Annotated in this window: 18 protein-coding genes; 9 read left to right on the top strand and 9 right to left on the bottom strand. The window is 61.0% G+C overall.

Annotated features, from left to right (window positions below; all coding sequences use genetic code 11):
• Positions 1-246: 246 nt before the first annotated feature.
• On the top strand, positions 247-1,527 hold the full coding sequence (locus ACE3SE_RS16495) for a PepSY-associated TM helix domain-containing protein (RefSeq protein ID WP_374556877.1): 1,281 nt from the start codon (positions 247-249) through the stop codon (positions 1,525-1,527).
• 9 nt (positions 1,528-1,536) lie between these two features.
• On the opposite strand, the gene ACE3SE_RS16490 is transcribed toward ACE3SE_RS16495, so the two are convergent.
• Complete coding sequence (locus ACE3SE_RS16490; protein WP_374556875.1) at positions 1,537-2,547, bottom strand: GGDEF domain-containing protein; 1,011 nt, start codon at positions 2,545-2,547, stop codon at positions 1,537-1,539.
• Between the two features lie 413 nt (positions 2,548-2,960).
• On the opposite strand from ACE3SE_RS16490, the gene copC reads away from it, so the two are divergent.
• From copC to ACE3SE_RS16470, 4 genes are all read left to right on the top strand, one after another.
• The gene (gene copC, locus ACE3SE_RS16485) at positions 2,961-3,326 is read left to right on the top strand and encodes a copper homeostasis periplasmic binding protein CopC (protein ID WP_374556873.1); all 366 of its coding nucleotides are present in this window, start codon (positions 2,961-2,963) and stop codon (positions 3,324-3,326) included.
• Positions 3,327-3,328: 2 nt separating this feature from the next.
• Positions 3,329-4,207, top strand: coding sequence for a copper homeostasis membrane protein CopD (copD, locus tag ACE3SE_RS16480; RefSeq protein ID WP_374556871.1), 879 nt, complete (start codon positions 3,329-3,331; stop codon positions 4,205-4,207).
• A 175-nt stretch (positions 4,208-4,382) separates the two neighbouring features.
• Positions 4,383-5,561 carry an MFS transporter gene (locus ACE3SE_RS16475; RefSeq protein ID WP_374556870.1) on the top strand — a complete coding sequence of 393 codons (1,179 nt, stop codon included), beginning with the start codon at positions 4,383-4,385 and terminating at the stop codon, positions 5,559-5,561.
• 126 nt (positions 5,562-5,687) lie between these two features.
• The gene (locus ACE3SE_RS16470) at positions 5,688-5,879 is read left to right on the top strand and encodes a hypothetical protein (protein ID WP_045844931.1); all 192 of its coding nucleotides are present in this window, start codon (positions 5,688-5,690) and stop codon (positions 5,877-5,879) included.
• A 64-nt stretch (positions 5,880-5,943) separates the two neighbouring features.
• Here ACE3SE_RS16470 and ACE3SE_RS16465 read toward each other — a convergent pair whose 3' ends face one another.
• The 3 genes from ACE3SE_RS16465 to ACE3SE_RS16455 all read right to left on the bottom strand — a co-directional run bounded on the left by ACE3SE_RS16465 (position 5,944) and on the right by ACE3SE_RS16455 (position 8,101).
• Positions 5,944-6,492 (bottom strand): NAD(P)H-dependent oxidoreductase, encoded by a 549-nt coding sequence (locus tag ACE3SE_RS16465; RefSeq protein ID WP_374556867.1) that lies wholly within the window; start codon positions 6,490-6,492, stop codon positions 5,944-5,946.
• 27 nt (positions 6,493-6,519) lie between these two features.
• Entirely contained in the window at positions 6,520-6,822 is a 303-nt protein-coding gene (locus tag ACE3SE_RS16460) for a DUF1330 domain-containing protein (RefSeq protein ID WP_374556866.1), read from the bottom strand.
• 121 nt (positions 6,823-6,943) lie between these two features.
• Positions 6,944-8,101 carry an iron-containing alcohol dehydrogenase gene (locus ACE3SE_RS16455; RefSeq protein WP_374556864.1) on the bottom strand — a complete coding sequence of 386 codons (1,158 nt, stop codon included), beginning with the start codon at positions 8,099-8,101 and terminating at the stop codon, positions 6,944-6,946.
• A gap of 146 nt (positions 8,102-8,247) precedes the next feature.
• On the opposite strand from ACE3SE_RS16455, the gene ACE3SE_RS16450 reads away from it, so the two are divergent.
• On the top strand, positions 8,248-9,201 hold the full coding sequence (locus ACE3SE_RS16450) for a LysR family transcriptional regulator (RefSeq protein ID WP_374556861.1): 954 nt from the start codon (positions 8,248-8,250) through the stop codon (positions 9,199-9,201).
• A gap of 113 nt (positions 9,202-9,314) precedes the next feature.
• Positions 9,315-10,232, top strand: a complete 918-nt coding sequence (locus ACE3SE_RS16445) for an AraC family transcriptional regulator (protein WP_374556858.1) — start codon at positions 9,315-9,317, stop codon at positions 10,230-10,232.
• A gap of 5 nt (positions 10,233-10,237) precedes the next feature.
• Here ACE3SE_RS16445 and ccoG read toward each other — a convergent pair whose 3' ends face one another.
• Positions 10,238-11,674: a cytochrome c oxidase accessory protein CcoG gene (gene ccoG / locus ACE3SE_RS16440; protein WP_374556855.1), complete on the bottom strand. Its 1,437-nt coding sequence runs from the start codon at positions 11,672-11,674 to the stop codon at positions 10,238-10,240.
• A gap of 493 nt (positions 11,675-12,167) precedes the next feature.
• On the opposite strand from ccoG, the gene ACE3SE_RS16435 reads away from it, so the two are divergent.
• Both ACE3SE_RS16435 and ACE3SE_RS16430 read left to right on the top strand, forming a co-directional pair.
• On the top strand, positions 12,168-14,276 hold the full coding sequence (locus tag ACE3SE_RS16435; RefSeq protein WP_374556853.1) for a TonB-dependent siderophore receptor: 2,109 nt from the start codon (positions 12,168-12,170) through the stop codon (positions 14,274-14,276).
• Positions 14,277-14,357: 81 nt separating this feature from the next.
• On the top strand, positions 14,358-15,458 hold the full coding sequence (locus tag ACE3SE_RS16430) for a PepSY-associated TM helix domain-containing protein (RefSeq protein ID WP_374556851.1): 1,101 nt from the start codon (positions 14,358-14,360) through the stop codon (positions 15,456-15,458).
• A gap of 54 nt (positions 15,459-15,512) precedes the next feature.
• Here the strand turns inward: ACE3SE_RS16430 and ACE3SE_RS16425 are convergent, their stop codons facing one another.
• The 4 genes from ACE3SE_RS16425 to ACE3SE_RS16410 all read right to left on the bottom strand — a co-directional run bounded on the left by ACE3SE_RS16425 (position 15,513) and on the right by ACE3SE_RS16410 (position 18,909).
• On the bottom strand, positions 15,513-15,698 hold the full coding sequence (locus ACE3SE_RS16425) for a hypothetical protein (RefSeq protein ID WP_374556849.1): 186 nt from the start codon (positions 15,696-15,698) through the stop codon (positions 15,513-15,515).
• 225 nt (positions 15,699-15,923) lie between these two features.
• Positions 15,924-16,559: a peroxiredoxin gene (locus ACE3SE_RS16420; protein WP_374556847.1), complete on the bottom strand. Its 636-nt coding sequence runs from the start codon at positions 16,557-16,559 to the stop codon at positions 15,924-15,926.
• A gap of 353 nt (positions 16,560-16,912) precedes the next feature.
• Complete coding sequence (locus ACE3SE_RS16415) at positions 16,913-17,848, bottom strand: TauD/TfdA dioxygenase family protein (RefSeq protein WP_374556845.1); 936 nt, start codon at positions 17,846-17,848, stop codon at positions 16,913-16,915.
• A gap of 131 nt (positions 17,849-17,979) precedes the next feature.
• Positions 17,980-18,909, bottom strand: coding sequence for an AEC family transporter (locus ACE3SE_RS16410; protein WP_374556843.1), 930 nt, complete (start codon positions 18,907-18,909; stop codon positions 17,980-17,982).
• Between the last annotated feature and the right edge of the window lie 94 nt (positions 18,910-19,003).

Raw genomic sequence — 19,003 nt, 5'->3', positions numbered from 1 at the left:
TTATCAAATGCGAATGGTTCTCGTTTTTATTTTCTGCATGGCATTTACCTGCTGTCAATCATCTTTACATCGGCAATTCACACCCTCTGCCGCGCTGCAAGTGGATGTTTCTGAATTTATTGCTATTGATTCGCATTTGCATATACACTGCGCAGCCATCACCCGGCCATGACCCACGGCAAGGCCGGTGATCACCGCCCGTCACAGGCAGGCAAGCAATCCTCCCCCACCCCGATGGCAACAGACATGAAACCGCATTTCCGACAGAACTTGGTCCTGATACACCGCTGGCTGGGCCTGACCATGGCCGGTTTCCTGCTACTGGCAGGCTGTACCGGTGCCGTTCTGGCGTGGAACGAGGAACTGGATCACTGGCTGAACCCGGAGTTGTTCTACAGCAAGGCACCCACTGCAGCAGCCCGGCCGCTGGACCCCTTGCTGCTACGCCAACACGTGGCGCAGGCATTTCCCGACGCGCAGGCCAATACGGTGCCGCTGGCACAGGAAGCAGGCAGAAGCGTGATTTTCTGGCTGTCCGGCCGGATGCAAGCCGATGGCACGCTGAGCGAACCTGCCAATGACCAGATATTTGTCGATCCTTACAGCGGGCGGATTCAGGGTGCGCGGCACTGGGGCGACATCAGCCAGGGCAAGCAAAACCTGATTCCCTTCATTTACCGCCTGCATTACTCGCTGGCGCTGGGGGATTGGGCCGGCACGGTGTTTGGCATCATCGCCCTGTTGTGGACTGTCGATTGCTTTGCCGGGGCCTGGCTGACATTCCCGGCTCCCCAGCGTAAAAACGTGGCCGCCCTGCCGACAAAAGCAGGCAAAAGCTGGCGGCAACGCTGGGCAGTGTCCTGGAAAATCCGCCGTGGTGGCGGCGGTTACAAGCTGATATTCGACTGGCACCGCGCCGCCTCGCTGTGGCTGTGGGCCATGTTGCTGGTGCTGGCCTGGAGCAGTGTGTCCTTCAATCTGCCCGCCGTGTACAAGCCGGTGATGCAGGCGCTGTTTGCCAGCCAGCCGGAACCCGGCCTGCAAGCTGCGGTGCGCCCGGGCGGGCAAGCGCCAAAACTGGGCTGGGATGCTGCCCGCACGCGGGGCCGTGCGCTGATGACGGCGCTGGCAGCACGCAAGGGCTTTGTCATTCTGGAAGAAGATGACCTGAGCTACGACGCGCGCAGCGGACTCTACAGCTTCAGCACGCGCAGCAGCCTGGATGTGAGTCGGCGCTGGGGCAGCACGCTGGTTTACTTTGACGGAAACAGCGGTGCCGAACGCGGGGCATGGCTACCGACGACAGAGGCCAGCGGCGACACCATCCGCAGCTGGCTCACCAGCCTGCACATGGCGGCAATCGGCGGCCTGCCTTACAAGCTGTTCATCATGCTGCTGGGCCTGGTAGTGGGTTCGCTCAGTGTGACTGGCGTGGCTATCTGGTGGAGGAAACGGCGTGGCCGGCAAAGCCAGGCCAGAGCACGGCAGCAGCAGTCATTGACGCTGCAGGATGCGGAGCAAGGCTGAATGTGCCGCTCAGTCCGCCGCCTGCCGTCTGGCATTCTTGTGGCGGTACATCAGGGTGTCGGCCTGCTCGATGGCGGTTTCCACCGTCCAGCGTTGCGGCGGCAGTGCCACCACACCGACGCTGGCACCGGCGTAATCCAGCTGATGCTCGCCCAGCTGGTAGTGCCCGGCAATCAGCTGCTCCAGCCTTTGCTGGGTGCGCAGGGCCGCGTGTTGCGGGTCGCCCTGCTGCGGGCCGGGGCCGATGAACAGGAATTCGTCGCCACCCAGCCTGCCAATGAGGTCGCTGCCACGCAAACCTCCCTGCACGCGCCGGGCAATCGCCTGCAGGAATTCGTCGCCGCCCTGATGACCATAACGGTCGTTGATCTGCTTGAAACCATCCAGATCTATCACCCCCACCAGGGTGGACACACCACTGCGCTCGGCCTGGGCCAGCAGGCGTTCCAGCTCAGCCACCATGGCGCGGCGGTTGGGCAGTCCGGTCAGCAGATCGGTCAGCGCATGGGTAGCCAGCTGGTCGTTGGCAGCCTGCAGTTTTTCCATCAGCACTTCGCGCTCGATGAAATTGCCGACGATATTGGCAAACAGGCGGAACAGCGCTTCCACCTGCTCGGTAATCTGCACCGTCCGGGTACTGGCAGCGCACAAGGTACCCAGCAGCTGCCCGTCGGCGTTGCTGATCGGCGCACTGACATAAGACTGGATATGCAAACTGGCGGCAGCGGTGGAATCGCCCCAGCGCTGCGGCACGCTACTGCAGGCCAGCTGGCCGCTATCGAGCGCACGCTTGCACAAGGTGTCCTCCCACTGCACGGTAAGTCCCTCGGCAATGTCCAGCTCGCCGCTATTACGCGCAAAGCGGATACGCTGGCTGTGGCCGTCCAGGTCCACATCGGTGAGGTAGGTGGACTCCATATTGGTAATCATCGCCAGCATTTCCAGCATCGGGCGCACCAGCTGATCGATGGTCTGTGCCGTGTTCAGCGAGGAGGACAGCTGCGACAGGATTCGATCCATTCCCATTCCCATACCCGATTCAATTTCAATGACGAGGAAAACCGCACCCAGCACATGCACGATGTGGAATAAACATATTCTAGTAGAAACACTTAGTTTATTCACCTAAAAGCGTGCACAGCACCAAGCAACCTTATTGCAACTGTGGCTTTACTGATATGCACCCTGCCACGGCCAGCAGCTTGCCCACAGCACTGCGACAATATGCCGCAGTCGCGATTGCGGTGACCTTCTTACAATGGCCACCGGATATCACTGCTGCACGGTGCAGCCAGCAGCCTGCACAAGCCAGCTGCAGCAGCGCCGGTGACGACGAAACAGACTACCGGTGCCAGCGTCAATGCGTTAGCATCCTGCCTCCGCGCCAGGGTGCCATATACAACCGTTTTACTTACCCGATAACAGGAGTTGTCATGCAAGCTTCCATCCGCTCTACCTTGCTGGTGCTGGCCACCGGCCTGCTCACCACCACGGCAGCCTGGGCTCATGCGCATCTGAAAGCTGCCGAACCGGCCGCCAACAGTGTGGTCAGCAGCCCGGCCAGCCTGAACCTGAGCTTTTCCGAAGCACTGGAAGTGAAGTTCAGCGGCATCAAGCTGAGCAATGCCGACAAGCAGGACATCGCACTGGGTGAACCCACGCTGGCCAATGGCGGCAAAACCCTGGTGGTGAAACCCGCCCAGGCCCTGCCTGCCGGCAACTACAAGCTGGAATGGCATGTGCTGTCGACCGATGGCCACAAAACCAAAGGCACTTACAGCTTCAGCGTTGGCAAGTGAGCATGGCTGAAGGCTTGCTGTGGCTGTGCCGCTGGCTGACTGATGGCGCAGCCATGTGGCTATGGGGCAGCAGCCTGTTTGTGCTGGCGCTGCTGCCTGCCGCATTGCGCCAGGACTTCTGGCAGCAGCAGGCCATCTGGAATCGCCGTGCCGCTCGCGCCCTGCTGCTGGCCACCCTGTCGGCCCTGCCCTTGCACAGCGCAATACTGGGTGATGGCTGGGCCGACAGCTGGCAAGCGGCCAGCCTGCTGGCCGTGGTGCGTGACAGCGGCATTGGCCATGCCTGGTGCTGGCAGCTGCTGGCAGCGCTGGCACTGTGGCTGGTAACAAGCCGTGCGGGCCATCGCCATACACTGCCTGCCACCGCAGGGCTGAGCGCCCTGCTGCTGGCCAGCCTTACCCTGAGTGGACATGCCGCCATGCAGCAGGGCTGGCCGGGGCTGCTACACCAGGGCAATGACTGGTTGCACCTGCTGAGCGCTGCAGCCTGGCTGGGTGCCTTGCCGCTGGTGCTGCAATTGCTGCGTCAGCCACCTGCAGCACTGCATGCCGCCCTGCCCGGCATCCTGCGCCGCTTCTCTACCACCGGTCATGCGGTGGTGCTGGTGGTGTTTGCCACCGGCCTTGGCAATCTGTACCTGATCAATGGCAGCCTGCTGCCGGACACACTGTCCGCCTATGCCATGCTGCTGGACCTGAAGCTGCTGCTGGTGGCCGGCATGACCGTGCTGGCGCTCTACAATCGCTACCATCTGGTGCCCCGCATGCCGCAAGGGCTGCCCTGCCTCAAGCGCGCCATCTGTCTGCAAATTGCCTTGTGCCTGCTGGCCCTGGCTCTGCTGGCAGTACTGGGTACGCTGGACCCGCATCAGGCCGGCTGATAAGGCTGCACCGCTTCCCTATCATCTGACAGCGCACCCTGGCGAATCAGGCAAGAGATCGCCAGCAATGGGCTACCGTCGCCCGCCTCCCCTCTCTTAGGCTTTGCACACATTGCGGACCGGCTGTCAGCAGCCGGCCCTGCCCTTGCGTCAACCTTCTGATTCTTGGAATGCCATGTCTTTGCCAGCCCCTCTTGCCGCCCGCTCCTGCCATGCAGCCGTGCTGTCCATGTCACTGTGCGTGGGCTTGCTGATTGCCGCCGAATTCTTGCCGGTCAGCCTGCTGACCCCGATTGCCGCAGACCTGCACACCAGTGATGGCATGGCCGGTCAGGCCATTTCCGTGTCCGGGCTGTTTGCCGTATTTGCCAGCCTGATGGTGGGAAAACTCACCGGCCAGCATGATCGCAAACCGGTGCTGCTCTGCCTCACCGCGCTGCTGTTACTGTCGGTGCTGCTGACTGCCCTGGCAGACAGCTTTGCCGTGCTGATGCTGGCGCGAGCCCTGCTGGGACTGGTGATTGGCGGGTTCTGGTCGCTGGCCACCGCCACGGTGAGCCGACTGGTGCCCGCTGAACAACTGGCCGCGGCGCTGGGCACGCTGTATATGGGCAATGCAGTAGCAGGTGCTTTTGCTGCCCCTGCCGGCAGTTATCTGGGCGGCATCATCGGCTGGCGCGGCGTGTTCTGGACGCTGGTTCCGCTGGTGCTGCTCAACCTGTACTGGCAGTGGCGCAGTCTGCCAGACCTGCCGTCACCAACCGGTCAAACTGCCGCCAACCCGCTGACCCTGCTGTCCTTGCGCCATGTGCGATACGCACTGGCCGCAGTGATGCTGACCTTTGGCGGCGCATTTTCCGCCTTTACCTATTTCCGCCCGTTTCTGGAGCAGCTGACCCGGGTCAGCCTGCCGCAGTTATCACTATTGCTGTGCGGTCTGGGGCTGGCCGGTTTTGTCGGCACCCGCAGCGCCAGTGCCATGGTGGAGCGTCATCTTTACCCGCTGCTGGGCCTGCTGCCATTGCTGCTGGCCTTGCTGACTGTGGGCTTGCTGCTGACCGGCAGCCTGTTGTGGCCGGTTGCCATGCTGCTGATGTTGTGGGGGCTGGTGAATGCTGCCATTCCGGTGTGCTGGTCTGCCTGGATGGCACAGGGTGTCGCCGGTGAGGCCGAGCGCACCGGCGGGCTGATGGTGGCCGCCATCCAGCTGGCAATCCTGTGCGGAGGGGCGGTTGGCGGGGTCCTGCTCGACCAGTGGTCCATTCATGCCACTTTTCTTGTCAGTGCCGGGCTGTTGCTGATGGCGACCTTGCTGGCAGGCGGCGGCAAGCGGCTGCGCCCGCTGAGCGCATGACAGATAAAAACACAAGTCGTTGTATTCATTAACAATTCATCCAGACCAGCACCGCACCCGCCGGTCAAAACCTGGTCAAAACCCACACCACCCTGGCTCTTGCCAGATCACATCAGGAAAGGAAACATGATGAAACACGCCCTGGCACTATGTCTGTCCCTGCTCGTGCTCAGCCCGCTCAGCCGGGCTGATACCGCGGCCGATCAAACCAGCTCCGTCAGTCAGCAGAACGGGCCGTCTGCCAATCTGAACGATGCCTTTTGCACGGCCGGCACCCCCTGCGCCGTGGTGAAACAGCGCAATGCCGGGCTGCACTGAAGCCTGGCAGCAGACGCAACAAGGCCCTCGGCATGCCGGGGGCCTTGTTGTATCAGACGATTATTCAGTCGGCGCGCTGGCTGCCAAGCGGAGCCTGCAGGTTTGCCGCAAAACGGCTGCGCATGGCGTCAAGGCTGGCCTCATCCAGCCCCATGGCACTGTAGAACGCCAGCGGCGCACGGTATTTCATGCCCACATACAATGCGGAGGCTTTCATCGGCGACAGCACTTCATCCATGGTGGCTTCGATCAGCCCGGCATGGCTGTAAGTAAATTCAGTGGCACCGGCGGTGGTGACAATCTGCAATTCCTTGCCATGCAGTGCCTTGCCTTCCGGGCCAAATGCCCAGCCATAGGTCCACACCTGGTTCAGGTAGGCCTTGAGCATGGGCGTGGTGTTGAACCAGTGGGTCGGATACAGGTAGATGATGCGGTCTGCCGCCTCATGTGCCTGCTGCTCGGCTGCGATATCAATTGCATTGCTGTCAGTGCCATACAGCTGGTCCAGGTGACGCACGGTCACCTTGTCCTGGGCTTCGGCCACTTGTTGCAGCGCCTTGATGGCGATGGATTGTTGCGGCGTGGGGTGAGAAACGATGACGAGGGTTTTCATGTGATGTCCTGTTGAAAGAATGAAATGTCAGACGGGCAGCCCGGCCAGCAGGAAGGCCTGGCAGCTGGCGGAGGCATGGCGGTGGCCGATGATGCTTTGGTAGTCCGGCGAGTGGTACCAGGCCTTGGCGGCCTCGGTGCTGTCAAAGCGGACAATGAAAAACCTGCCCTGTACGGCCGGGCCTTCCACGCTGTCCACCTCGCCACCGCCTACCAGCAGGCTGCCATGATGGGCGGTCACGGTTTCCTGCACTTTTTCCTGATACGGCAACATGCCTTGCGGGTCGTGAATGGCGGTGACATTGAAAACGAAATAAGCGGGGGTCTGCATGATGTGCTCCTGAACGGGTAGCCCTGTGCAATATGGGCCAGCGCCACCCTTGGTGTTGAATAAAGGTTGCAGGCTTGTCAAAACGCCAGCCATGCGGGACTGGCGGCTGCGGATAACAGGCTTACAGGCTGGCTTCGAATACCTGACGGCTGAGGGTCAGGCTGACGTCCCCCTGCTCGCCCAGCGCCGTCATGCCGTGGACTTCCAGCTGCCGCACCAGGGCGTCGATGTCGCCAGGGCCGATGCCGTAGTCACGCAGCCGGGTTTTCACGCCCAGGCTTTCAAAAAAGGTACGGGTACGGACGATGGCCTGGCTGATGCGCTCTTCCTCGCTGCCTTCGTTGATGTGCCAGACACGGCTGGCGTACTGCAGCAACTTGGCATGCTTGCCGGCCCGGCGGGCTTGCAGCATGGAAGGCAGCAGTACCGCCAGTGTCTGGGCATGATCGAGGCCATGCAGGATGGTCAGCTCATGTCCTACCAGATGGGTGGCCCAATCGTGTGGCACACCGGCACCGATCAGGCCGTTGAGCGCCTGGGTGGCGGTCCACATGAAATTGGCGCGCGAATCATAATCGGCCGGCTCCAGCACCACCTTCGGCCCCAGCTCGATCAACGTTTGCAGCAGGCCTTCGGCATAGCGGTCCTGTACGCGGGCGTCTACCGGGTAGGTCAGGTATTGCTCCATCACATGAGTGAAGGCATCCACCACCCCGTTAGCCAACTGGCGGGCGGGCAAGGAGTAGGTTTTTTCCGGGTCCAGCACGGCAAACTGCGGAAACACCAGCGGGGAGGCAAAAAATGCCTTGGTCTTGCTGGCCTCATGGGTGACCACGGCGTTGTGGTTGGTTTCCGAACCGGTGGCTGCCAGCGTGAGCACCGCGCCCACCGGCAAGGCGCTTTTCACCACCTGCCCTATGCTGGACAGAATGTCCCAGGCGTCGCCCTGATAAGGCGCGGCAGCGGCCACAAACTTGCTGCCATCAATCACCGAACCACCACCCACGGCCAGCAGGAAATCAATGCCCTGCTCGCGCACCAGTGCGACGGCACGCATCAGGGTTTCATAGCGCGGATTGGGTTCGATGCCGCCGAACTCATGCACCACATGGCCGCTCAAGGCCTGGCGCACCTCGGCCAGCGTGCCATTGCGTTCGGCACTGCCACCGCCATACAGCAGCAACACCCTGGCATCCGCCGGCAGCAAGCTGCCAAGTCGCTGGATGCTGCCTTTGCCGAACACCACACGGGCAGGATTGAAATACTCGAAATTCAACATGTTGCGCTCCTGTCTTGAAGCCAGTCACAACAGCGTGGCCAGCAGATGGAAGGCATTATGCAAGCCCGCACTCGCAACCATAAGTAGACTACCTGTTGAGTATTTATTAACCTTGATTCACTAGTGATTCACTGCAGGAGCGCAGCATGGACTTGTCGCAACGGGTGCCTTCGGTACTTTCCTTCGTCACTACCGTCGAAACCGGCAGCTTTGCCGCTGCGGCTCGCCAGCTGGGTATCAGCAATGCGGCAGTCAGCAAGAACGTGGCCGGGCTGGAACAGGCACTGGGCGTGCGCCTGCTGAACCGCACCACACGCACCCTGAGCCTGACCGAAGAAGGTGCCGCCTTCTTGCGCCAGGCCCGCATTGCGCTGGATGCGCTGGACGCGGCAGTGGATGCCATTGCCACCCAGCGGCTGGAAATCAGCGGCCCGGTGCGCATTTCCAGCAGTGCGGCATTTGGTCGCGACCATCTGCTACCCGTCCTGCCCGGCCTGCTGACCCGTTACCCGCAACTGGCGGTGGAAGTGGATTTTGACGACCGGGTGGTGGATCTGGTGGGCGGCGGCTACGACCTGGCGATCCGCGGCGGCCATATTGCCGACTCTGCGCTGGTGGCGCGCCCCATCTGCCATCTGCGCATGGTATTGGTGGCCTCGCCCACCTATCTTGCACAGGCTGGCATACCACGCTCGCCTGCCGAGCTGACACAGCACCGGCTGATCACCCGGCGCTTTCTGGGCGGCAAGGTATCGCCGTGGAATTTTCGTGATGCCGATGGCCAGATCACCACGCTGGATGTCTCGCGCAGCTGCCTCACCCTGTCCGCCCCGGAAGCACTGACCGACGCGGCGCGCCAGCATGCCGGCATTACCCAGGTGGGCGTGCACCATGCCTGGCCCTATCTTGAGCGCGGCGAACTCAAGGTGCTGTTGCTGGGCCAGCACGACCCCGGCGCTTACGAACTGGTGCTGCAATACCCGCACCGTGCGCTGATGGCACCCCGGGTAAAGGCCTGCATCGACTACCTGCTGGCACAGTTTGCCGCCACGCCTGCCTTGCATGTGCCATTGGCGGCACTGGCCGCCCATACTGCCTGAGTGCTTGCCTGATGTTGCGCAATCCTTGCCTGATCCTGCGTCAGCAGGAAAATCGGGCAGACAGCCAGCCGCCCAGCCATTAGGCTGAATGCAGTCAACCAGAAAGCCGACCCATGCCCGACACACCGCAGACACCTGCCAGCAGCCCGGTACTGCAGCATCTGTGCCAGATCATTGCCGCCCGTACCCATGGCGATGAGGACTGCGATACGGACATTCCCGAGCTGAGCTTCTTCCGCCGCGAACAACAGACCAATCCCTGTTCCTGCATGGTGGAGCCCAGCGTGGTGCTGGTGGTGCAAGGGGAAAAGCAGATGCTGGTGGGCGAGCAAAGCTACGCCTACGACACGCAGCATTTCCTGCTCAATTCGGTGGATTTGCCAGCCAGCTCGCAGGTGCTGTCGGCCAGTTCGACCGCACCTTGCCTCGGGCTGGTGCTGCGGCTGGATTTGCGCATCATGGCCGACCTGATCGCCCAGGGCTGCATTTGCCCGCCGGCAAGCCAGAGCAGCCAGCCCGGCATGGCTCTGGGCACGGTCACCAGCGCATTGCTGGATGCCTTCAACCGCCTGCTGGACTTGCTGGATCAACCGCAGCACATCGGCGTGCTGGCACCGTTGATCAAACGGGAAATCCACTACCGGCTGCTGATGAGCGACCAGGCTTCGCGCCTGTGGCAGATTCTGGCCACCGGCAGCCACAGCCAGCGCATTGCCCGCGCCATCGACTGGCTGAAAACCCATTACACCGAGCCGCTGCGCATCGAGGAACTGGCGGCAAGGGTGCAAATGAGCAGCTCCAGCCTGCATCACCACTTTCGCCAGCTCACCACCATGAGCCCGCTGCAATACGTGAAATGGCTGCGTCTGAACGAAGCACGTCGCCTGATGCTGAGCGACAAGCTGGAAGCCGCCACGGCGGCTTTTCGCGTGGGCTACGAGAGTCCGTCACAATTCAGCCGCGAATACGCCAGACTGTTCGGCCTGCCCCCCAGGCGCGATATCAGCCAGCTGGCGCAGGCCGGCGGCTGAAGCCATCACTCCCCGATAAAGCTGGATTTCTCTTCCACCACCAGCGCAGGCTGGGTCCGGGTTTGCACGCGGAACACGATGGGATGACTGCCCGGCCCGGCGACTTGCGGGTCCACCACCACCCGCACGCCCAGGCTCTTGCTGTCTGCCGCGCGGATGGACAGCAGGGTTGGCTTGGCAATCGCAATGCCTGACAGGCCGCTGACGCTGATGCTGAACTGCTGGTCCTGACTGGTGGTGTTGATCACGTTCAGCTGATAGCTGTTTTCCAGCAGCCCCTCCCCGGTTTCCTGTACCAGCGAGGCGCGATCGCGCATCACATCCACCTTGAAAGGCTTGCGCAAGCTGAACGAGGTGATGGCCGCACCGCTCACCAGCAGCAACAGCAAGCTATACAGCACCACCCGCGGTCGGCGCAGCCGGGACAGGATGGCGCTTTCCGGATACAGGCCGTTCAGCGCATTTTCCGTGGTGTAACGAATCAGCCCGCGCGGATAGGCCATCTTGTCCATCACCTCGTCGCAGGCATCAATGCAGGCGGCGCAGCCGATGCACTCATGCTGCAGGCCATCACGGATATCAATGCCGGCCGGGCACACCTGCACGCAAATGCCGCAGTTGATGCAAGACCCCAGCTGCTGTTGCTGCAGGTCGCTGCCCTTCTTGCGCGCGCCGCGTGGTTCGCCGCGGGCGGCATCATAGGAAATCACCAGCGTGTCGGCATCAAACATCACGCTCTGGAAACGGGCATAAGGGCACATGTACTGGCATACCTGCTCGCGCATCACCCCGGCCAGCAAATAAGTGCAAGCCGCGTAGAAGAAAATCCAGAACAGCTCCCACGGCCCGTAATCAAAACGTGGCAAGGCCGCCAGCAGCTGCTGGATGGGCGTGAAATAACCCACCAGCGTAAAACCGGTCAGCAGGGAAAAAGCCAGCATCAGCCCGTGCTTGCACAGCTTGATGCGCAGCTTGCGCAGGCTCCAGCCTTGCTGGTCCAGCTTGCTGCGCTGGCTGTGCTTGCCTTCGGTCCATTGCTCGATCCACAGCATGATTTCGGTGTACACCGTCTGCGGACAGGAATAGCCACACCACAGCCGCCCGGCAATGGTGGTCCACCAGAACAAGCCAAAGGCGCACAGGATCAGCAAGGCAGCCAGGTAGATAAAATCCTGTGGCCAGAAAATCAGGCCGAACAGATAGAACTTGCGCTCCACAAGGTCGAAATTGACTGCCTGGCGGCCATCCCAGCGCAGCCACGGCAGGCCGAGAAACACCAGCTGGGTAAGCACAACGGCGGCAATGCGCCAGTTGTTGAAGCGACCGTGCACGCTGCGCGGGTAGATTTTCTTTTGTGCAGCATAGAGCGATACCACTTCCGACCCGTCTGCGGCAGTGGCCGCAACAGGCTTGATGGGGATGGTGCGAGGCGGGACAGACATACATTCCTTGGCAAGTGGCGTCAGGCGCCACGGCTGGCGCATAAATATCGCAATACGATATTGTTTTGCATGCCATCTGGCAATAGCGCCGTCAGCCTGACACAGCGCCGGCAGACGCCTGCTGCCACGGCCGGATGGGAAATTAAGCATTTACAGTCAATAACTTGTAAAAACTCCGGCACAAGCGTGCAACTGCAATCAGCCGGAGCAATGACCTTGAACAGGCCATTAATATGTATTCCAAATACAACATAATAAGCTACCGTCTGCCCAGGCAGGCAGCGTTACAGCCGCATCAGCCCGTCTCGCTTCCCATTCCTGCCAAGGCAGACATCATGTCACCCACCCCTAGCAGGCGGATGCTGGGGTGCTGCGACGGCATGCCATCTGCCACTGCGAGGGCTTTCTGCACATGGATTTCGGGAAAACCCGTACTTTTAGACAGTTCACAAATCATGTATGATAATGATTCTCATTTATAACAACATGCATCATGAATACTGCCGCCTTCGTTTCAACATCCCTGCTGGTCCTCAGCCCCCTCGCCGCCCATGCCGAAGACACCGCTACCCTGGATACGGTGTCGGTCAGTGCCAGTAGCGACACCCAGAACACACACAGCTACCAGACCCGGCAAACCAGCGTGGCAGGCTACACGCAAAGCACGCTGGACACGCCCCAGGCCGTACAGTCCGTCACCCCGCAAACCCTGGCTGACAAACAGGTAAAAAGCCTGGCCGAAGCAGTGAGTACCGTCAGCGGCGTGGTGGAAAGCAATACCCTGGCCGGCATCCAGGACAGCTTTACCCGCCGTGGTTTTGGCGAGCGCAACGATGGCAGCATTTTGCGCGACGGGGTGCGCTCTTATCTGATGAGCAATTTCGACGCCACCACCGAATCGGTGGAAGTGCTCAAAGGCCCGGCCTCGCTGTTGTATGGCATCCAGGAGCCCGGCGGCGTCATCAACGTCATCAGCAAGAAACCGCAACGCGACGCGCAAACCACCATCAGCGCCCAGAGCAGCAGCTTTGGCGGCGGTGCGGCCACGCTGGACAGCACCGGGCAGATTGGCGATTCCAACTTCGCCTACCGCCTGATTGCCGACAAGCAGGACACCGACTACTGGCGCAACTTTGGCAGCACCAAGCGCAACATGATTGCACCCTCGCTGTCCTGGAGCGACGGACGCGACAGCCTGTTGCTGTCGTACCAGTACAGTGACTTCAGCACGCCGTGGGATCGCGGCACCGTGTTTTACAACGGCAAACCGCTGAACGTGCCACGCGAAACACGGCTGGGCGACACACTGGACGTGGCACAGGGCCACACCCAGGCCGCCACCGCCAGTTACAGCCACATGCTGAACAGCCAGTGGAAACTGGACTCCCGCCTGGCATGGAATGAAATCAGCTACAGCAACTACGAAACCCGCGCCACCGCCTATAACGCCCGCACCGGCGTGCTGACCCGACGTCTGGATGGCAATGTGGTAAACAACAGCACACTGGCGCTGGGCAGCAAGCTGCAAGGCGATGTCAGCCTGTTCGGTCAGCGTCACCAGCCGGTGATCGGACTGGACATCACCCGCGCACGCGAGCTGCGCTCCGACACCTTCCGCGGCAGCGCCAGCAGCGCCACCCAGCTGAATGTCAACAACCCGGTTTATGGCGTACTGAGCACAGCCAACACCAGCCTGAGCGCAACGCAAAGCGACAACCGCAGCACCATCGACACCCAGTCGCTGCTGCTGATGGACAACTGGGAACTGGCACCGCAATGGCAAACCAGCTACGGCCTGCGCTACCAGCATTACCAGCAGGAAGACGGGGTGGGCCGCCCCTATGCCGTCAGCGACCGCAGCGCGGGCACTACCGCCCTGCCCCAGTTTGGCCTGGTGTACAAGCTGAACCCGCACTGGTCGCTGTATGGCAGCTACAGTGAATCCTTTGTGCCCAACACCGCCAGCGACGGCCAGCATTTCGACCCGGAACGCGGCAGCGCTCGTGAAGCAGGCATCAAGCTGGAACAAAGCGGCCTGAGCGCCACCCTGGCTGTATTCCACATCGACAAGAGCAATGTGGTGGCCACCGATACCGACGGCATCGACAAGGCCATGGGCAAGGTACGCTCGCAGGGGGTGGAGCTGGATGTCAGCGGCGAAATCACCCGTCGCCTGTCCATGACCCTGGCCTGGGCCTACACCGATGCCATGGTCACCAAGGACCCGGTCTATGCCGGCAAGCAGCTTTATAACGTGCCCAAGCACAGCGGCAGCGTCAATCTGGCTTACCGGCTTGGCCAGGACAGCTTTGGCAACAACTGGCGCATTGGTGGCGGCACGCGCTTTGTCGGCGAACGTCAGGGCGACGCCGCCAACTCCTTCCAGCTGCCGTCCTATTTCGTGACCGATGCCTTCATTGCCTGGCAAACCCGCCTGCACGGCCAGAAGCTGGAAATCCAGGCCAACCTGAAAAACGTGTTCGACAAGACTTATTACGCCTCCAGCACCGGCACAACCACCACCAGCAACAGCGGCAGCGTGTCCACGGTGCGGCTGGGCGACCCACGCGAATTGCTGGTCAAGGCCAGCCTGAGTTTCTGATTCCCTGCCGGCACTGGCCGGCTCATGTCCTGCGCTGCGGCTGAATATCAACAGTCGCAGCGCTTTGTCGTGGAAAACCAAGTGAAACGCATCGTCATTCTGTTACATCGTTATCTGGGCCTGCTGGCCGCCCTGTTTGCCTTGCTGCTGGGCCTGAGCGGCAGCCTGCTGGCCGTGCAACAGCTGCTGCAGGGCGAAACCTACCCGGCCGCGGTGGCAAGCCATGCCGCCAGTCCGCACTATCAGGTGGTACTGGCCAGCTTGCGCGCCAGCTATCCGCAGGCTGATTTCACCCTGCGCCTGCCGCAAAACCCCGCAGACGCCATCGAAGTACGGGTACGCCAGCGCCAGCAGCCAGACCAGCTGCTATGGCTGGACCCGCAATTTGGCCGGCCAATGGCCACGCCGGAAGGCCGTGGCACCGGCTGGCGCTGGCTGCACGAAGTGCATGCCCGCCTGCTGCTGGAAGATGGCAAGACCTGGGTGGGCGTGGCCGGTATTGCCATCCTGCTGGTGCTGCTCAGCGGCATCATTCACTGGTGGCCAAAGGACTGGCGCAAAGCCTGGCGGCTGCGGCGCGACAAGGGCCTGGCGGTATGGCTGGGCGACCTGCACCGCATGCTGGGTGCCAGCATGTTGCTGCTCTTGCTGCTCAGTACCCTCAGTGGCCTGGTTCTGGCATTCAACCAGCCCATCCGCCAATGGCTAAGCCCGGCCAAGCACGGCCAGCCACGCACGGGCAAGCACATCACACCGGCCGGGCCGCAACTGGCGCTGGATGAACTGGTCGCCCGCGGCAATGCCCGTCTGCCACAGGGCAGGCTGAGCAGCATCAGTATCAGCACACGACCAGGTCAGCCGGTTGAACTACGCAAGCGGCTGGTCGACGAGTTGCACCCCAACGGCAGCACCCTGATTAGGCTGGATCCTTACCGGGGAACGGTATTGAGCGTGGAAAGGACGGAACAGACACAAGCCTGGCGGAAAATCGGCAGCTGGGCACAGGCCTTGCACACCGGCAGCCTGGGTGGTGTCTGGCACCAGTTGCTGATGGTCGTCAGCGGCGTGGTATTGATGATTCTGGGCGGCAGCGGCCTGTTTCAGTGGCAGGCCAGTCGGCGCAAGCAAGGCAGCAGGCAAGCGGCCATGGTGGCGACCAGGGCGCGCACTGCACAGCAGTGATGCGCCCACGCAATCAGATGTCGAGAAGGATGGGAAGACGTGGTGTGAAGCAAGCTAGAAATCATCGAGATTGCAGATGTCGGTGTCCTCTCCGATTTGCCTGAGCAGCAAAATCTTGATGGGAACCACCATCTCGCGAATATCCTCTTTGGCACGATAGACGTCCGCTTCCAGCTGACAGAGCACCAATTGATAAGCCAGATCCAGCATTGCATCGATATCGGGTTTTTTGCCGTCCAACGCTTTATACCTGCAGGGGGAAGTTGGGGAAATTATTGTAAGTCAAGCATGCATTACAGCAGTATCTGTCATTCTGGTCGCATAAGTCCACCATTGAGCACTGCTATCACCGGCATTTAATGGCCCAATGGCCAGTTTCAAAAAAAATGCCGGGTCAGCCGACCCGGCAAGAAGAAGAGACATGCAAGAAGGAGAAACAGAGACAACGGTACAACGGACAAATCATCAAACCGGCTGCGGCGTCAGGCGCAGATAGGGCCGCACGGCACGGTAGCCCTGGGGAAACTTTTCACGGATCAGTGCTTCATCCTGCAGTGATGGCACGATCACCACTTCCTCACCCTGCTGCCAGTTGGCCGGAGTAGCCACACTGTGGTGGTCGGTCAGTTGCAGGGAGTCGATCACCCGCAGGATTTCGGCAAAATTGCGGCCGGTACTGGCCGGGTAGGTAATGATCAAGCGCACCTTGTGGCTGGGATCGATGATGAACAGCGAGCACACGGTATGAGTGCTGCTGGCATTCGGGTGAATCAGGTCGTAGGCCTCGGACACCTTGCGGTCCGCGTCCGCCACGATGGGGAAATTCACCTCGGTCTGCTGGGTGTCATTGATATCGGCAATCCAGCCATGGTGGGCTTCCACCGGGTCTACCGACAGCGCCAGCACCTTGACATTGCGGCGGGCAAACTCCTGCTGCAATTTGGCGGTGGCACCCAGTTCGGTGGTGCACACCGGGGTGTAGTCGGCCGGATGGGAAAACAGCACGGCCCAGCTGTCACCCTTCCACTGGTGGAAATGCAGTTCGCCAATGGTGGATTGCTGGCTGAAATCCGGAGCGATGTCGCCAAGTCGCAGAGTCATGCTGGTTTCCTTTGTGCTGTGTTTGCGTGATGGGCTTACTGTAAGCACTGCCACGCCGCCCGTGAACCAAGGAAAACTGCGTTGCTTATCAGGCTGCGGCTGGATAAGCCAGAGCAAAGCTGCATAAGCCGCGTGCTTCACACAGTAAAAAGGGCCGCCCGTGATGGGCAGCCCAGGCTGCTGACAACGTTATTTGGTGCGTTTTCACCGGACCAGGCAAAGCCGGGCCTTATCACTAAACAATGACTTCCGCAGCCTTACCATCTATTCCCACGCCCTTACCCTGTAAGGGTGCCTCGCTTTCCTTGCCGAAAGCGAGAGGGGGCTGGCTTATGCCTGCAAGTCTGCGCGGCTTACTGCTGGCCGATGATGGTGCCGGCAGGCTGCGGGCCGTGGTCCCGATAGGCCGACACACGCTCGCCCCAACGCTCGAACGGGTAGTAATCCCAGATGGCGTGGTGCTGGGTGGCCCAGTTGTCCCACAGCAGCAACATGTCCGGCTGCCAGTGAATGCGCGCCTGGAAGGACTGGTGTTTTTCGATATGACGGTACAGCAGCTGCAACAGCGCATCGCTTTCGGCACGGCTCAGCTGCACGATATGCGAAGTAAACGCCTCATTCACAAACAGGAAAGGACGGCCGCTGACCGGATGACGTGCCACCACCGGGTGTTCGCTGGCATTGAATACCTGGCCGGGTTTCGGTTCGGCACCATAGCCATTGCTCCAGCCTTCCCGCCCGTCATGCACGGCAGTCAGCCCCAGCAGCAGTTGCTTGATGGGTTCGGACAAGGATTCATACGCCAGAAAGAGGTTGGCAAACGCCGTGTCGCCACCGCCTACTTCCAGCAGGCGGGTGACGCGCAGGAAAGACGCCCAGATGGGGTGCGGGTCGCAAGACACATCGTTATGCCAGGCGTCGCCCGCGGTGTAACGGGTGGTGCGGCCGGTTTTCCAGCCCAGAATTTCTGCGTCGCCACTGCGCGCGGTCAGCTGGGTGCTGTCGCCCAGCACGTGCTGGTGCAGGCTGCCAAACAGACGACCAAAGGCCTTGTGCTGTTCGGCATTGATGGCCTGACCGGGGAAGGTCAGCACCAGATGTTCGGTCAGGGCCTGGCGAATTTCCGCCAGTTGCGCAGGTGGCAAGGGCTGGCTGAGGTCGACACCACGGATTTCCGCCCCCAGTGCCGGGGACAGGCGTTTGAGGTCGAACGTCTGGTACTGGCTCAGTTCGCGGGTGTTCCAGCCTTCAATGGCCAGCTTGTCGTTGTAATCCTGATAAAAGCTCATCCTGGCAGCCTCTCAAAGCAAGGGGAATGAAAACACGGCCTGTCATGACAGGACATAACCATGTACATGGAGTGGATATTAAAAAACCACACCATGATTCCCAACCAAGAAAATCCGGATTGCTTATTCCCTCAGCCTTGTAACCAGAGCATGCCGCTGATGGAGAAGAACGATGTCACCGTAGCGGCCAGCAAGGTGGCCGCGCACAAGCCTTCGTGACCGTATTTCTGCCCCATGATGGGATAGATGCTCATCATCGGCGCGCAGGCAAACAGCACCGCCGCCATTTGCAGCCAGGCGGGTACTGGCAGCAGGAAATGCAGCAGCAGGAAGATCAGCAAGGGGTGCAACAGCAGCTTGCCCAGCACGATGGGGGAAATCCGGCGCACGATGCCACTGGTTTTCAGGCCAACCAGCGAGCCGCCGATGACAAACAGCGACAAGGCCACCGAAGCCTGCGACAACAATTCCAGCACCTTGCTGAATACGCCCGGCAGCTGCAAGCCCGCCAGCGAACACAACACCCCGGCGCTGATGGCAATCACCAGTGGCGAGCGCAGCAGCCGCCCGCCCACCTGGCGCAGCAGATGGCCCCAGCCCTTGCCGCTGGCATCATGGCTTTCCAGCAGGATCAGCGCCAGCGGAAACACCACCGCGTTTTCCACCAGCATGGTCATGGCCAGTGCAATGCCTGCCTTGGCCCCCAATAGCTGTGACACGATGGGAAAGCCGATAAAACCGCTGTTGGACATGGACATGCCCAGCCCGAACAGGGCACTGAGCCGAAAGTCATGCCCTGCCACCACGCGGGCAAACAGCATGCCCAGACCCAGCGCCAGCAAGGAACCCAATCCGTAGGCCAGCAGGTAGTGCAGGTCCACCACCTCGACAAAGGACTGCCGGGTCAGTGCACGGAATATCATCGCCGGCAAGGCAAAGGTGATGACAAACTGCCCCAGCGCACGAATATTGGCCTGGGCAAACCACTGCTGCCAGGTTACCCAGTAACCAAGGGCAATCAGGATGAAGATGGGTCCGGTGATACTTGCAATAGCCAGCACAATGCGACTTTCCGCCCGAGGAACCGCTAACAAAAACCCTGCTGCTGTGTTGCGCCTCTTTGCCCCAGGGACACTACGCTATTTTGTCAGCCGT

The organism is Aquitalea pelogenes (assembly GCF_041914625.1).
Taxonomy (GTDB): Bacteria; Pseudomonadota; Gammaproteobacteria; order Burkholderiales; family Chromobacteriaceae; genus Aquitalea; species Aquitalea pelogenes.
The sequence above is the reverse complement of the archived record's forward strand: the minus strand, read 5'-3'. Positions and strand labels throughout refer to the sequence as shown.

Coding starts and splice junctions, on each gene's coding strand:
- ACE3SE_RS16495 (WP_374556877.1), top strand. CDS start 247: ATGAAACCGCATTTCCGACAGAACTTGGTCCTGATACACCGCTGGCTG.
- ACE3SE_RS16490 (WP_374556875.1), bottom strand. CDS start 2,547: ATGGATCGAATCCTGTCGCAGCTGTCCTCCTCGCTGAACACGGCACAG.
- copC (WP_374556873.1), top strand. CDS start 2,961: ATGCAAGCTTCCATCCGCTCTACCTTGCTGGTGCTGGCCACCGGCCTG.
- copD (WP_374556871.1), top strand. CDS start 3,329: ATGGCTGAAGGCTTGCTGTGGCTGTGCCGCTGGCTGACTGATGGCGCA.
- ACE3SE_RS16475 (WP_374556870.1), top strand. CDS start 4,383: ATGTCTTTGCCAGCCCCTCTTGCCGCCCGCTCCTGCCATGCAGCCGTG.
- ACE3SE_RS16470 (WP_045844931.1), top strand. CDS start 5,688: ATGATGAAACACGCCCTGGCACTATGTCTGTCCCTGCTCGTGCTCAGC.
- ACE3SE_RS16465 (WP_374556867.1), bottom strand. CDS start 6,492: ATGAAAACCCTCGTCATCGTTTCTCACCCCACGCCGCAACAATCCATC.
- ACE3SE_RS16460 (WP_374556866.1), bottom strand. CDS start 6,822: ATGCAGACCCCCGCTTATTTCGTTTTCAATGTCACCGCCATTCACGAC.
- ACE3SE_RS16455 (WP_374556864.1), bottom strand. CDS start 8,101: ATGTTGAATTTCGAGTATTTCAATCCTGCCCGTGTGGTGTTCGGCAAA.
- ACE3SE_RS16450 (WP_374556861.1), top strand. CDS start 8,248: ATGGACTTGTCGCAACGGGTGCCTTCGGTACTTTCCTTCGTCACTACC.
- ACE3SE_RS16445 (WP_374556858.1), top strand. CDS start 9,315: ATGCCCGACACACCGCAGACACCTGCCAGCAGCCCGGTACTGCAGCAT.
- ccoG (WP_374556855.1), bottom strand. CDS start 11,674: ATGTCTGTCCCGCCTCGCACCATCCCCATCAAGCCTGTTGCGGCCACT.
- ACE3SE_RS16435 (WP_374556853.1), top strand. CDS start 12,168: ATGAATACTGCCGCCTTCGTTTCAACATCCCTGCTGGTCCTCAGCCCC.
- ACE3SE_RS16420 (WP_374556847.1), bottom strand. CDS start 16,559: ATGACTCTGCGACTTGGCGACATCGCTCCGGATTTCAGCCAGCAATCC.
- ACE3SE_RS16415 (WP_374556845.1), bottom strand. CDS start 17,848: ATGAGCTTTTATCAGGATTACAACGACAAGCTGGCCATTGAAGGCTGG.